General features: G+C 35.5%; 18 protein-coding genes and 2 pseudogenes. 4 read left to right on the top strand and 16 right to left on the bottom strand.

Annotated features, from left to right (window positions below):
• Positions 1-182 precede the first annotated feature (182 nt).
• The 5 genes from QW060_RS20445 to QW060_RS20425 all read right to left on the bottom strand — a co-directional run bounded on the left by QW060_RS20445 (position 183) and on the right by QW060_RS20425 (position 2,651).
• Positions 183-311, bottom strand: coding sequence for a hypothetical protein (locus tag QW060_RS20445; RefSeq protein ID WP_290365051.1), 129 nt, complete (start codon positions 309-311; stop codon positions 183-185).
• The gene (locus QW060_RS20440) at positions 308-1,357 is read right to left on the bottom strand and encodes a hypothetical protein (protein ID WP_290365050.1); all 1,050 of its coding nucleotides are present in this window, start codon (positions 1,355-1,357) and stop codon (positions 308-310) included. Before QW060_RS20440 ends, QW060_RS20445 begins: the two co-directional genes overlap by 4 nt.
• Positions 1,342-1,683 (bottom strand): hypothetical protein, encoded by a 342-nt coding sequence (locus tag QW060_RS20435; protein ID WP_290365049.1) that lies wholly within the window; start codon positions 1,681-1,683, stop codon positions 1,342-1,344. Before QW060_RS20435 ends, QW060_RS20440 begins: the two co-directional genes overlap by 16 nt.
• 49 nt (positions 1,684-1,732) lie before the next feature.
• Positions 1,733-2,392 (bottom strand): hypothetical protein, encoded by a 660-nt coding sequence (locus QW060_RS20430; RefSeq protein ID WP_290365048.1) that lies wholly within the window; start codon positions 2,390-2,392, stop codon positions 1,733-1,735.
• A 109-nt stretch (positions 2,393-2,501) separates the two neighbouring features.
• Positions 2,502-2,651, bottom strand: coding sequence for a hypothetical protein (locus QW060_RS20425; protein WP_290365047.1), 150 nt, complete (start codon positions 2,649-2,651; stop codon positions 2,502-2,504).
• A 90-nt stretch (positions 2,652-2,741) separates the two neighbouring features.
• On the opposite strand from QW060_RS20425, the gene QW060_RS20420 reads away from it, so the two are divergent.
• Genes QW060_RS20420 through QW060_RS20410 form a run of 3 tightly spaced genes read left to right on the top strand, consistent with a single transcriptional unit; the run spans position 2,742 to position 5,455 of the window.
• Positions 2,742-3,842, top strand: coding sequence for a glycosyltransferase family 4 protein (locus tag QW060_RS20420; RefSeq protein WP_290362469.1), 1,101 nt, complete (start codon positions 2,742-2,744; stop codon positions 3,840-3,842).
• The gene (locus QW060_RS20415; RefSeq protein ID WP_290362470.1) at positions 3,842-4,633 is read left to right on the top strand and encodes a glycosyltransferase family 2 protein; all 792 of its coding nucleotides are present in this window, start codon (positions 3,842-3,844) and stop codon (positions 4,631-4,633) included. Before QW060_RS20420 ends, QW060_RS20415 begins: the two co-directional genes overlap by 1 nt.
• Before the next feature lie 51 nt (positions 4,634-4,684).
• The gene (locus QW060_RS20410) at positions 4,685-5,455 is read left to right on the top strand and encodes a Kdo domain containing protein (RefSeq protein ID WP_290362471.1); all 771 of its coding nucleotides are present in this window, start codon (positions 4,685-4,687) and stop codon (positions 5,453-5,455) included.
• Here QW060_RS20410 and QW060_RS20405 read toward each other — a convergent pair.
• From QW060_RS20405 to QW060_RS20370, 8 genes and pseudogenes are all read right to left on the bottom strand, one after another.
• A complete protein-coding gene (locus QW060_RS20405) occupies positions 5,436-6,227 on the bottom strand; it encodes a glycosyltransferase family 2 protein (protein WP_290362472.1) in 792 nt (263 codons plus the stop codon). The two genes, QW060_RS20410 and QW060_RS20405, sit on opposite strands and share 20 nt — an antisense overlap.
• 49 nt (positions 6,228-6,276) lie before the next feature.
• A complete protein-coding gene (locus QW060_RS20400) occupies positions 6,277-7,134 on the bottom strand; it encodes a glycosyltransferase family 9 protein (RefSeq protein WP_290365046.1) in 858 nt (285 codons plus the stop codon).
• The gene (locus tag QW060_RS20395) at positions 7,131-7,307 is read right to left on the bottom strand and encodes a glycosyltransferase family 9 protein (protein ID WP_290365045.1); all 177 of its coding nucleotides are present in this window, start codon (positions 7,305-7,307) and stop codon (positions 7,131-7,133) included. The genes QW060_RS20400 and QW060_RS20395 overlap by 4 nt, the downstream gene beginning before the upstream one ends.
• Before the next feature lie 182 nt (positions 7,308-7,489).
• The gene (locus tag QW060_RS20390; RefSeq protein ID WP_290362474.1) at positions 7,490-8,305 is read right to left on the bottom strand and encodes a 2,3,4,5-tetrahydropyridine-2,6-dicarboxylate N-succinyltransferase; all 816 of its coding nucleotides are present in this window, start codon (positions 8,303-8,305) and stop codon (positions 7,490-7,492) included.
• 134 nt (positions 8,306-8,439) lie between these two features.
• Complete coding sequence (rplT, locus tag QW060_RS20385) at positions 8,440-8,784, bottom strand: 50S ribosomal protein L20 (RefSeq protein WP_290362475.1); 345 nt, start codon at positions 8,782-8,784, stop codon at positions 8,440-8,442.
• A 105-nt stretch (positions 8,785-8,889) separates the two neighbouring features.
• Positions 8,890-9,087: a 50S ribosomal protein L35 gene (gene rpmI / locus QW060_RS20380; protein ID WP_290362476.1), complete on the bottom strand. Its 198-nt coding sequence runs from the start codon at positions 9,085-9,087 to the stop codon at positions 8,890-8,892.
• A 44-nt stretch (positions 9,088-9,131) separates the two neighbouring features.
• Entirely contained in the window at positions 9,132-9,635 is a 504-nt protein-coding gene (gene infC / locus QW060_RS20375) for a translation initiation factor IF-3 (protein WP_290362477.1), read from the bottom strand.
• 213 nt (positions 9,636-9,848) lie between these two features.
• A pseudogene (locus QW060_RS20370) lies at positions 9,849-10,160 on the bottom strand (DUF4138 domain-containing protein); the annotation flags it as partial.
• On the opposite strand from QW060_RS20370, the gene QW060_RS20365 reads away from it, so the two are divergent.
• Complete coding sequence (locus QW060_RS20365; RefSeq protein ID WP_290365043.1) at positions 10,120-10,242, top strand: hypothetical protein; 123 nt, start codon at positions 10,120-10,122, stop codon at positions 10,240-10,242. The pseudogene QW060_RS20370 and the gene QW060_RS20365 sit on opposite strands and share 41 nt — an antisense overlap.
• Positions 10,243-10,260: 18 nt before the next feature.
• Here QW060_RS20365 and traM read toward each other — a convergent pair.
• From traM to QW060_RS20350, 3 genes and pseudogenes are all read right to left on the bottom strand, one after another.
• Positions 10,261-11,598: pseudogene (gene traM, locus QW060_RS20360) on the bottom strand (conjugative transposon protein TraM).
• 13 nt (positions 11,599-11,611) lie between these two features.
• A complete protein-coding gene (locus QW060_RS20355; RefSeq protein ID WP_397386114.1) occupies positions 11,612-11,806 on the bottom strand; it encodes a hypothetical protein in 195 nt (64 codons plus the stop codon).
• A gap of 80 nt (positions 11,807-11,886) precedes the next feature.
• The coding region (locus QW060_RS20350; RefSeq protein WP_290365042.1) for a hypothetical protein at positions 11,887-12,174 on the bottom strand (288 nt) is incomplete at its 5' end.

Here is a 12,174-nt window from a genome sequence, read left to right as displayed (position 1 = left end):
CCAGTTTAATTTTGAAATGTCTTCATTAGATAATTCTGTTTCCGATTGAACCCCATAAGGTAAGGTTCGCCTGGGTCTCGAAGAAATGGATCATTTTTGTGTATGTGTTAGTTGTGTGTTGTGTTTCAATATGCAAAAATAACGCATTTTTTTTCAAATTAAAAATTATTCTTCCGGTTGTGCTACATGTTGATAAGCACCCAGATCCGGGCGTTGATTCTTGAATTACCCACGATATCTGCAGGAACCTGTTGTGCGTAAATTGTATTTCCAACACCAATCAGCGCTGTTGCCAGGTCTGTAATCATCATTTGATTCTTTGTAGTATTGTAAAAATAAGGTCTGTATTCTGGTTATTTCGCGCAATCAGACAATTGTTGAAATAAGTAGTATTGTTAAAAGCATACGGAAACTGACCAAAAACGGTATTATTATAATCAATGAATTTGATAAGAGTATTTTCAAATTTGATATTAAAATTGTTGGTTCCATTGCTTTTCATAATCAAAGATTCATTAGTAGAACCATATATGATACAGTTTTGAAATAATGCTTTTTGAATTGCGAATTCTGAAGAGCCATCATAATTGTCAATGGCAACGGTTGTTTGGTTCGGACGATTCCAATAATTAGCAAAAGTAGAATGGATAAAGTGATAACTACCTCCATACGATAAATTCAATGCAGCAGAACCACAGTTGTTTGTTACCACATTCGTCCCTTTGATATTTGCTGCAACTCCTAAAATTCCAAACTCGGCACAATTATAAATCTGTACATTATGCAGATTTACCGTTCCGTTATTTTTATTGATGAATAAACCTCTGTTGGCATTTTTAATCGTAGTATTTTCAAATTGTCCTTTACTCCCTACGGAAAGCCATATCATATCCCATTGTCCTGTGATGTTTTCAAATGATGGCTCCAGACGATCTCCTTGAAATACAATCGGATTATCAAGAGTTCCCATTGAATTAATAGTAGCAGTATTAGAGATGATAAGTCCTGAATCTGCATGAAAATGTACTTGAGTTCCGGGTTGTATCTGTAAGGTCTTATTTGGTGCTACAGCTGCATAGCCATAAATCACATAGGGCTTGTTAGAAGTCCATATTAGTTCATTGCCGTTTACAGGATCATTTTCATCAAGATAAAAACCATACACCTCACTGTCATTGATAGGAAGCGTTTCTGTAGTTCCGTTATCAAATTTTTGCGGATATAGAAAAACGGCATCTTTTACCAAAGTAACCAGTTCAACTTTTTGTTGTTTAGTTCCTGCCTGAAACAGAATCTGATCTGTATACAGATATTCATTTAAATTGGTTTGTTGCTGAATATTTACAGTAGTTTCCACAAAATATACATGCTGTCTTTGGCAAGCAGTTCGATATTGTTAAATACTTTACCGGGAATTCCGTCAACCATCAGACGGTAATTAGAATTTTCTCCTTTCCCTAATTGTAAAGAAGGGATTTTGATGTCTTTATTGGACGTATTATATACCTTTAGCGTATAGGTGCTGGAACCGATATTACTGAATACCGTATCAAGGTATACTGTGTCTTTGGAAAACCGGAGTTCACTTCCGTTAGAAGGTTCAAATTCGAAATCTTTTCTACAAGATGTAAACAAAATTCCTATGAGAATAATAAAAAACAGACTGATTGGAAATGATTTCATTTTTTACGCGTATGAGTTGATGAAAATACTTTTGTTATAAACGAAAAAATCAGGATAAAATTTTATCTACCCAATGATTTAAGGTATAATTGTTCAATATTTGTTGAGGCACCTTTTCATGTGGATGTTCCAAAAACTTTTTAGGGATGGTAAACACATCGGTGTTTTCAATTACAAAGATATTATTTGGATTGTAAAAATCATATTCTTTGATGTTTATATTATTGGTAATGAGTTTTTTATTTAGGGCAAGTGCATCAAATACTCTAAAACTTAATCCGTCCTGATCTTTTCTCAATAGATCAATAAGAATTTCAGCATCAGCCATCTTTTCTTTTACAGTATTAAGACACAGATTCTTTTTAAAGCACAAAATTTTTCTATGTAATTTTAAATCTTTTTTGGTAACTACAATGAATTCGAAATTGTGAATACCATAGCTTTCCATCTGTAAAGCAATTTTTTGTAAAATAAGCTCTCTTTGTCTGGATTTAGAGATGATTACAAAGGCTTTGTTATTTGGATTTTTATTTTCTTCAAAATCCAGGTAAATAAAATTTGGCAGATGAATAAGATCAGTATGTTCTTTTACATCCTTATCGTCAAAAGAGAAGGTTTTGTTGAAAATATTTTTATAATCTTTTGGCAGTGGAACTCTTTTTAGGGAGTCATAGTTATGACCGATAAGCTTTTGAGTTTTTTCTTTCATAAAATCGAAAACCTGATCATTGAACTCTCCGGATTGATAACGAGTATAGTATCCTGTAGTGACAGATTTTGAATTTTTTTGATAATTTGTTCTGTTCTGTATTCTTTTTTTATGTTTTTACCACCAATTGTTTTGCGTAAAAAGTTATGAATACGATCCAGAAAGAAGTGTATTTATAATTGATTTCTATACAATTAATAAACGTTATATCATGTCCTTTTTCAATTAATGCTTTCTCTATATGTTTCCCATATCCCATAAATCGTGTGAAATAAGCGTAATTTTCATTTCTATTTTTGATATATTTGTTTGTAAAAATAATATTATAAATTTAATTGATGTCGATTTAATGAAAATACTGCACATTTCGGGAGCAAAATCATGGGGAGGTAATGAACAACAATTGCTGAATACGGTGGTAGAGCTGAATAAGCAAGATACCGTAAATTACATTTTCGGAATGAGAGACAGTATTTTGGAACAGAGGTGTAAAGAAATCGGTTTGCATTTTATCGATAGTCAATTAAAAAAAATATCAGATTTCAAAAATGTATCTTTTTTACAGGGGTTGCTGAAAAAACACAATTTTGATGTCGTTCATTTACATACGAGTGATGCTTTGACATTATTTGCGTATTTTTCTTTTTTACATAAAACAACAGCCAAAGTGTTTTTTAGTAAAAAAGGTATCGGAGCAAGCAGCAGTTTTTTGAGCAGGATAAAATATAATCTTTCATCTATTTGCAAGATTATCTGTGTTTCTTCTTTGGTTAAAAAAGATTTTGAAAAAATGATACAACCGAAGAACAGACATAAATTACTGGTTTTACCTGATAATGTCAACAGTGCTATCATACATCAAACAAAACCGTTTTTGCTGAAGGAAAAATACCAGATTGCTGCTGATGAATTTCTGATAGGTTCTATTGCCAATCATACAAAGGCAAAAGATTTGTTTACTATGGTTGATGTTGTGCATGAATTGATTGTAAACCGTGCTAAAACACATATCCGGTGTATTCAGATAGGAGGCTTTACCAAACTAACTCCCGAGATTAGAGCGTATGCAGAAAAGAAAGGAGTGTCTGATGCGATCATTTTTACAGATAGTATTGCCAATGCTTCGGTTTTTTGTGATGAAATGAATGTTTTTCTTGTGACATCAGAAAGAGAAGGTGGTCCCTCGTCTGCTTTGGAGGCAATGCTTTTTAAAGTTCCTGTTGTTTCTACTCAGGTAGGGCTGATGGATGAAATCATTCAGTCCGGTGAAAATGGTTATTTAGCGCCCGTAAAAGGAGTACAGCAACTTGCGGATGGAGTTGAATATTTTATGGAAAATAAAGAAGCAGGGCATTCGTTCGGAGAGAAAAATTATGAAATGATTATACAAGAGTTCAACTCTGAGAAAATTACAGAAGAATTAATAAAAATATATAAATCACTTTGTTAATGAAAACAGCATTATTAATATCGACATATAATTGGCCGGAGGCTTTGGAATTAGTTTTGAACAGTGTGGAAAAACAAAGTGTTTTACCAGATGAAATTCTGATTGCTGATGACGGGTCTGATAACTATACAAAAGAGGTAATCGAAAAATTTGTCATTCGTTCAAAAGTACCTGTACTCCACATATGGCAGGAAGATGAGGGATTCAGAAAAGCGAAGATTTTAAATAAAGCGGTTTCAAGAAGTACGGCTGATTATATTATCCAGATTGACGGTGACGTTATCTTACATCCCTATTTTATTGAAGACCATAAAAATAGGGCAGAAGAAAATTGTTATTTATATGGTTCGCGTGTAAATATACTGCCTCAGGCAGTGGCTCGCATTTTAGGTGGCAAGCTCATCGGTTTTCATTTCTTTTCCAGTGAAATAAAGAATAGAAGCCGTACACTGCACATACCATTTTTTGCAAAGTTTTATAAAAAGCACAAAGGTATATCCCGAAAATACCGTGGCTGTAATACGTCATACTGGAAAAAGGATTTTATGAAAATTAATGGTTATAATGAAGCATTCGAAGGCTGGGGCAGGGAAGATTCTGATTTCGCAATACGTTTGGGCAATGCAGGCGTTTTTGCAAAAAGGCTCAAATTTGCAGGCATTGTATTTCATATTTATCACAAAGTAAGTTCTAAAGGGCATGTAGATAAAAACAATCAGTTACAAGACAATAGTATTCATCAAAAAATGACCCGTTGTGAGCAGGGAGTGCATCAATATTTAAATAATTAAAACAAATATATCCGGCAATGATAATCAGTATCTTTGTCCAAAAGGAACTCTATGAAATTAATAATAGCGCCAAACGCTGCAATTACTGAAGCTCAGGTCAAAAATATAGTTACCCATTTTGATGAAACAGGAACATTACTGGTAAAAGGTAAACGGAATACTATTAAAATATTTCGTTTGGAGGACATTGAAGTCAATGTAAAGAGTTTTAAGAAGCCACACTGGTTCAACAGTATTGTATATGCCTATTTTAGAAAATCTAAAGCGAGACGTTCCTATGAGTATGCTAATTATCTGATCGAAAAGAATATTGGAACTCCCAAGCCACTTGCTTTTGTAGAATACAACTCTTTTTCAGGTTTAGATAAAAGTTATTATTTATGTGAACATATATATGCAGATCTTACATTCAGAGAGTTAGTGGAAATCCCCGATTTTCCAGATCATGAAAACATTCTAAGACAATTTACCCGGTTTTCATTTTCATTACATGAAAATGGAGTAGAGTTTAAAGACCATTCTCCGGGTAACACGCTGATTAAGAAAGTGCCGGATAATGAGAGCTATCGTTTTTTTCTGGTAGATCTGAACAGAATGAATTTTCACGACTTAATGCCGTTTGAACTTCGTATGAAAAATCTTTCACGATTGACTCCTAAAAAGGGAATGGTAGAGATTATGGCTAATGAGTATGCTAAATTTTATAAGGATAAATCCGAAACAGAGATTTTTGAGAAAATGTGGGCGGAAACAGAGCAATTTCAATACAAGTTCCACCGTAAACAGGGCTTAAAGAAAAAGCTTAAATTCTGGAAGAGATAGTGTCGTGTCTTTTTTTAGATTGTTTTTCTATCTCTGCGTAGCGTACATATACACTATAGGACATGAGGTAGCATAGAATAAATCCTTTATAACCATCCAATATTCCCAATCTTAGTAAATATTTACTTAAAAAGGTATAGACAGGGTGGGAGTATTTTAAGAATAAGTTAGGTTTTTCCCCTTTTTCAATTTTTTCGAGAGCTTTTAATGTACCATAACGGTACATTTTCTTTTTATAAGAAGTATAATTTTCATAGGAATAATGTGTCAGATGGTTTTGTAAAACGTTAAAAGTACCTCTGAATTGAATTTTTTCATGTACAAACCCCTGATAATGTACCTGATCATTCTTGTAAAAAAGGCGGATATTTTTATCGCTTTGTAGACCACAGAAAAATACCGGTTTGTTGTTAAAGTAAAACCTGCGTTTAAAATAGTAAGCTTTAGTACGGTCATTGTTATTGACGGTATCAATAATTTCTTCTTTAAGGGCTTCCGAAATTCGCTCATCTGCATCTAAAAACAGGATCCAGTTATCTTCAACATATTCCAGTGCCTTGTTTCTTTGTGCGCTGTAATTTTCAAACTGATTTTCATAGAATCTTATTTGTGGATATTGCTGTACAATTTCTTTACTATTGTCTGTACTGCAAGAATCTACAATAACTATTTCATCGAGAAACGAGAGATTCTCTACAAGAGCCGGAATATTTTTCTCTTCATTACGCGTTATGATCAACCCGATTAATTTATGAGTGAGTGTTTTATTCATTTCTTGTTTCAGAGTTAATGTTTTTATAGTAAAGGGATACTATTTACGTTTATAATGCGTCTAAGAAGACTTTTAGTTTTGGCAGAATCAAATTCGGTGTAAATTTAAGATAATAATCTGCAAATTCACGTTTTAATTCTTTGGTTTTTTTATTGTCAAATAGTTCCGGTTTTTCATCGCTGAGGTGTACAGATGTGTGGTTTTTACCATCTTCGAATGTTGCCCATACCTTTTTCTCAATCCATGGAGAGAAAATGATAAATGATTTTTTTCCAAGCGCTTTTGCCATATTTATTGCTCCTCCGTCATTACCGATAATAGCATCGCATTGATCCATGATGGCAATAAAGTTTCTGAGGTCATTTCCCAACAAATCAAAGTAGATTTTACTTTGTGCTGTTTCAGTACACATATCCCATATCTTCTTTGCATCCGGGAGTTGTTTTGGAAAATAGTTGAATAAAATATTTACATCATAGTTTTCTCCGATATAATTAATCAGTTCAGCCATATATTCGAGCGGATAGGTTTTGGTTATATCGCTCCCCAGAAGGCTTATCATCAGTGTTTTTTTGTTCCGGTTGATACCAAATGAATCAAATAATTCAATTGCATTTGTCTTTTCTGTTGAAGAAAGGTATATTTTTGGGAAAACTTCTTTTTCAATGGATAAGTTTAACGGATCTAAAAGGGATAAACGATGTTCAATAGCCAATCCTAAATTCGTTTGTGGTAAAGCGGCTTTTATAACATTATCTGTATAAAGAAAAGTACGTCCTGTTTTTTTATAGGAAATTTTTCGTTTAGAGTTGTTGAGTCCTACAAGAATCCAGCTTTGCAGTTTGGAATAAGCGTCTATAACCAGATCATATTGTTCTTTTCGGAGTTTTATCGCTAACTTAATCAATTCAAACAGACTTTTCTCTGTTTTCGAGTAAATAAGATAAGATTACTTATAGCAGGATTTCCCTGTAATACCAAACAGGTACTTTCATTTACAAGATAGTCAATCTGTGCATCAGGATATGCTTTTCTCAGATTTTCGCAGATCAGACTGCTCAATAAAACGTCTCCAATCATTTTTTGCTGGATCACTAAAATTTTCATTGAAAAAAATATCCTTAGTTATGGATACAAACCTATAAAAAAAATACGACTTATTATTTGAAAAAATAAAATTGCTGCCGTTGCGTTTTTACAGATGACCTGATTTGTTGAAAAAAGCATATTCTGAATTCAGAATATGCTTTTAATAGTGTGTTCTATACAGCTACATTATAATCTCTCAATGCATCATTTAGAGATGTTTTTAAGTCTGTTGAGGCTTTTCTTTGACCAATAATAAGGGCACAAGGTACCTGATATTCACCTGCCGGAAATTTTTTTGTATAAGAACCGGGAATTACTACGGAACGTTCCGGAACATACCCTTTAATTTCTACGGGTTTTTCTCCAGATACATCAATGATTTTAGTAGAAGCGGTCAATACTACATTTGCTCCTAAAACAGCTTCTTTACCAACGCGAACTCCTTCAACTACAATACAACGTGAACCGATAAAAGCATTATCTTCTATAATGACTGGAGCTGCCTGTAACGGTTCAAGAACACCGCCAATGCCTACACCTCCGGAAAGGTGTACGTTTTTACCGATTTGTGCACAGCTACCTACCGTTGCCCAGGTATCTACCATCGTCCCTTCGTCTACATAAGCTCCAATGTTTACATAAGAAGGCATAAGGATTACTCCAGATGAGATATAAGCACCATGTCTGGCAACAGCATTGGGTACTACACGGATTCCTTTTGCAGCAAAATCTCTCTTTAAAGGCATCTTATCATGGTATTCAAAAATACCGGCTTCTAAAGTTTCCATTCTTTGAATAGGAAAATAGAGTACAACTGCTTTTTTTACCCATTCATTTATTTGCCAGTCACTTCCGTTTGGTTCTGCTACGCGTAGTTGTCCGGCATCTATTAGATCAATGATTTCTCTGATTGCTTTTTGTGTCTGGGTGTCTTGAAGCAAGCTTCTGTCTTCCCATGCTTTTTCTATAATTGCTTTTAAATCGTTCATTAAAAAGGTTTTTTACAAATATATTAATTATGTTTTGCTTGGATGTGTTTTGAACAAAGGGTTTCATAAAAAAAAACCTACCGAATAGGTAGGTTTTTATGTTATTAAGTAAGATAAACTGGTTTTACAAACGTTTATTTAATTTTGTTAACGATAGCTGTGAAAGCTTCAGGGTGGTTTAAAGCTAAATCGGCTAAAACTTTACGGTTTAATTCGATATTGTTTGCTTTAATTTTTCCCATGAATTGAGAATATGACATTCCGTGTAAACGTGCTCCAGCGTTGATACGCATGATCCATAATGAACGGAAGTTTCTTTTCTTTTGTTTTCTGTCACGGTAAGCATAAGACATTGCTTTTTCTACCGCGTTTTTAGCTACTGTCCAAACGTTTTTACGTCTTCCGAAGAAACCTTTGGCTTGCTTCAAAATTCTTTTTCTTCTTGCTCTTGAAGCAACTGAATTTACTGATTTTGGCATAATTGTTGAATTTTTGTAGTAGGGCGAATGCGAGGCATTACTTGTGATTTAAATTTTTTATCAGCCCACTCCAGGGTTATTAAATTGTTTTAACCGAAAGAACGATTACATTAATCTTAATTGTTCTTTAACGCTTCTCTCATCTGCTTTATGTACTAAAGTAGAGTGAGTTAAAGCTAACTTACGCTTTTTCGTTTTTTTCGTCAAAATGTGACTTTTAAAAGCGTGTTTTCTTTTAATTTTTCCAGAGCCAGTCACTTGAAAGCGTTTCTTAGCACTAGATTTTGTTTTCATTTTAGGCATTTGTTCCTAGGTATTTATGTTATCTTACTTAACAATATTATTTACTATTTTTTCTTTTTCGGAGCTATATACATGGTCATTCTTTTACCTTCCAGTACAGGCATGGATTCTACTTTTCCGTATTCTTCCAGGTCTTGTGCCAAACGTAAAAGCAAAATTTGTCCTTGCTCTTTATAAATAATCGAGCGGCCTTTAAAAAATACAAATGCTTTCAATTTTGAACCATCAGACAAAAACTTTACAGCATTTTTCTTTTTGAATTCGTAATCGTGTTCATCAGTTTGCGGGCCGAAGCGAATTTCTTTAACAGTTACCTGAGTTGATTTCGATTTTAATTCTTTTTCACGCTTTTTTTGCTCGTAAAGGAATTTCTTATAGTCGATAATCTTACAAACAGGCGGTTCTGCATTCGGTGAAATTTCAACCAAATCTAAACCTAACTCATCAGCCATTTGAAGTGCCTGAGCAAGTTTATATACTCCAGTTTCTACATTATCGCCTACAAGACGTACTTCTGGAACTCGAATTGCATTATTAATTTTGTGCAAATCTTTTTTTTCAACCCGAGGTGTATATCCTCTTCTTTTATTATTTAATGCTATGGTGTTAAAGTATTATGCTTGTTTCCAAGCGGTTAAACTAAAATGACTTTATTGTTTTGTTAATCTCTTCCTGGATAACGGTAACAAAATCTTCTATTTTCATAGTTGTATTTGATTTTCCCGAGTCACCATGTTTTCGTACAGAAACAGTTCCGTTTTTCTCCCTACTGATTTTTGCATTGTTAGCAGGTCATAGCTTGTTGCTTCAGGGTAGGAACTGTAATACACACTGAAACTGTAAAAACGTCCATCATTGGTAATTACTGAAAAATTCGTTTCCGGTTCAAAGTTCCTTACCGATGCTTTTACTCGTAGTACGTTTTCCGCATCTTCGGCTTTACCTGCAATCAGGTATTCGCTTCCCAAATCCACGTAACGAATGGCAGTCGGGAAAATCAAGTGCGAAGTTTTATCGTAGGTTACTTCCATTTTGTATGGTTCTATCTTGCCCAATGCAAGCGGAGTTCTGATGCTGTCCTGCGCAAAAGAATTTACGGCTAAGCCGATAGTCAGAGCAAATGCCCAAAGTGTTTTAAAAGATTTTTCATTATAAAATTATTTTAGTTTAACATTATTGTTTTGATACAAGGAAGACCTGATGCCCTGCTTTGAGCGTAACCTTTGGTGTACGTACTTTCTTTGCGAAATAGCCCGAAATTCCTTGTACAATGCCTCTGCTTAAATCGGCAGCAACCTGTTGTCCGGCATTCTGCGTAAGCATCACGCTCGTTCCTCCTGTCTGGCTCATATTGCCCGCCATTTCGGTAAGTGCGTTCATTTCGGGCGAATACGGAACGTACAAGCCTTGCTGCCCGTCCAAATCGTAAATGGTAATATCTACGGGAATGATATTACCCTCCAGTTCTACCGAAGTAACCTTTAGCTGTAAACGACCGCCCTGAAACTTGGCATTCGCCGTTACGATAGTTCCTTTGGGAATGGTACGATTAGGCGTTTTGGCAGGCTCTAATAAACGAAGCCTTACGCCCGTTTCCCCAACAACGGTTTGTGCATCGTGTACGCAGGCTTTGATGCTGTTTTTCGGCTGTACCACCTGTTCAGTAGAACCTGCGGTATAGAAGCCCCTGTTTTTGGTCTGGTTTAAATCGTTCAAAAATTCGCTGTCTGTTGGCTCACGATACAAGGCTGATACGGTGTTTTCCTTGTGGGCGTAAATGATACAAAATGCTCTTTTTGGCTGGCAGTCGAAGCTCCCGAAGCTGTACCGTTTGTGGGTGTGGCTTCTCCATTGCTGCTATTACCTTGCGGAAGATATTTTGCAGCCATTTGATAGGATTTCTCCATCAGGGCAAGCTGGTCATCTACTGTTGTTGCTTTAGGTACATCTTTATCAGCCAGTTTTTCTTTTAGCTCATCCAATTGCCTGCGGAGTTCCATTGTTTCTGCATTGTCGTTATTATAGAATGAGCCTAACGTGCTTTGTGTATTTCGGTAGCTGTTCAAGGCAGGATTGCCATAACGTCCCGAATTTCTGCCACTGCCATAGCCGTTGCTTTCTTCCTCTTCTACAAAATCTTCTTCGCTCTTGGCGTTGGCAGATGAGCTGTCCTCATTCCAATAATCGGATAGCGTGGTAAGGGCATTGCGTTTCTCCTGGTCTTTTTGTTCCAGCATTTCCTGCTCATACGCTTTGCCTTTGCTGTCGGGCATTCCTGCCCGGTAGCTTGTGGAACAGCATCGTTCAGCCCGATGTTTTCGACCTCTTTTTTATCCTTTGACGTTTAAAGATGAGGTACATACAGCCTAAGAAGACAATCGCCATCAAACCGAATATCAAGGGCTTTTTAAGGCGGTCTTTGCTGTTCTTTTTATCATCCAGCAGATTGGATGCTTTACTTTGGTCGCCTTCCTCAACGAGAATGCTGACCCTTTTTTCATTTTCTTTCATAAAAACTGATTTTTTAAAATTGTTGATACACTATCCTGCAACCTTGCAGGATTTTTACTTTTGAGGACAGGGTTCTCGATATGCCTGATGTTGATGGTATCATTCGGCTTGCCGTATCGTACACTACTTTGCCAATAACCCCTGCCGTAAGCAAGAGATAACCCACAAAAAAGTACAACGTGTATTGATGCTGCTTGCGCACTGGCAAAGCCCGCCAACGCTCATCGAGCTTATCAAAAAACCTGTCCATAGTTGCTCTTAATTTTTTCATACTTTAATGATTTTCGGTTATCGCATTTTAAACCGCCTTTTCGGGGAAGACAACTGTTCTTTAGGTTTGTCAGACACTTGGGCAATGGCTTCTTTCCTTGTCGGAACCGAGCTTGTAGAGAGGTCTGTCAGTTTGGATTGTTTCAATAATTGCCCGTATTGGTCTATCCTTTCAATATTCATCTTCTGTACATCAAAAAGACCGTCTTCATACTTTACCCACATATTGCATTCAACCTTTGGCTTATCATCGCCATTCCATTGCAGGTAAGTTGTCAGCATCATAATGTTGGGCAACATCGGTTT

It is taken from the genome of Paenimyroides ceti (genome assembly GCF_030409925.1).
This window is presented reverse-complemented; position numbering and strand designations above follow the sequence as displayed.

Bases quoted from the DNA above. Each gene is read 5' to 3' on its own strand.
- QW060_RS20445 (WP_290365051.1), bottom strand. From the start codon at position 311: ATGATGATTACAGACCTGGCAACAGCGCTGATTGGTGTTGGAAATACA.
- QW060_RS20435 (WP_290365049.1), bottom strand. From the start codon at position 1,683: ATGAAATCATTTCCAATCAGTCTGTTTTTTATTATTCTCATAGGAATT.
- QW060_RS20430 (WP_290365048.1), bottom strand. From the start codon at position 2,392: ATGAAAGAAAAAACTCAAAAGCTTATCGGTCATAACTATGACTCCCTA.
- QW060_RS20425 (WP_290365047.1), bottom strand. From the start codon at position 2,651: ATGGGATATGGGAAACATATAGAGAAAGCATTAATTGAAAAAGGACAT.
- QW060_RS20420 (WP_290362469.1), top strand. From the start codon at position 2,742: ATGAAAATACTGCACATTTCGGGAGCAAAATCATGGGGAGGTAATGAA.
- QW060_RS20415 (WP_290362470.1), top strand. From the start codon at position 3,842: ATGAAAACAGCATTATTAATATCGACATATAATTGGCCGGAGGCTTTG.
- QW060_RS20410 (WP_290362471.1), top strand. From the start codon at position 4,685: ATGAAATTAATAATAGCGCCAAACGCTGCAATTACTGAAGCTCAGGTC.
- QW060_RS20405 (WP_290362472.1), bottom strand. From the start codon at position 6,227: ATGAATAAAACACTCACTCATAAATTAATCGGGTTGATCATAACGCGT.
- QW060_RS20395 (WP_290365045.1), bottom strand. From the start codon at position 7,307: ATGATTGGAGACGTTTTATTGAGCAGTCTGATCTGCGAAAATCTGAGA.
- QW060_RS20390 (WP_290362474.1), bottom strand. From the start codon at position 8,305: ATGAACGATTTAAAAGCAATTATAGAAAAAGCATGGGAAGACAGAAGC.
- rplT (WP_290362475.1), bottom strand. From the start codon at position 8,784: ATGCCAAAATCAGTAAATTCAGTTGCTTCAAGAGCAAGAAGAAAAAGA.
- rpmI (WP_290362476.1), bottom strand. From the start codon at position 9,087: ATGCCTAAAATGAAAACAAAATCTAGTGCTAAGAAACGCTTTCAAGTG.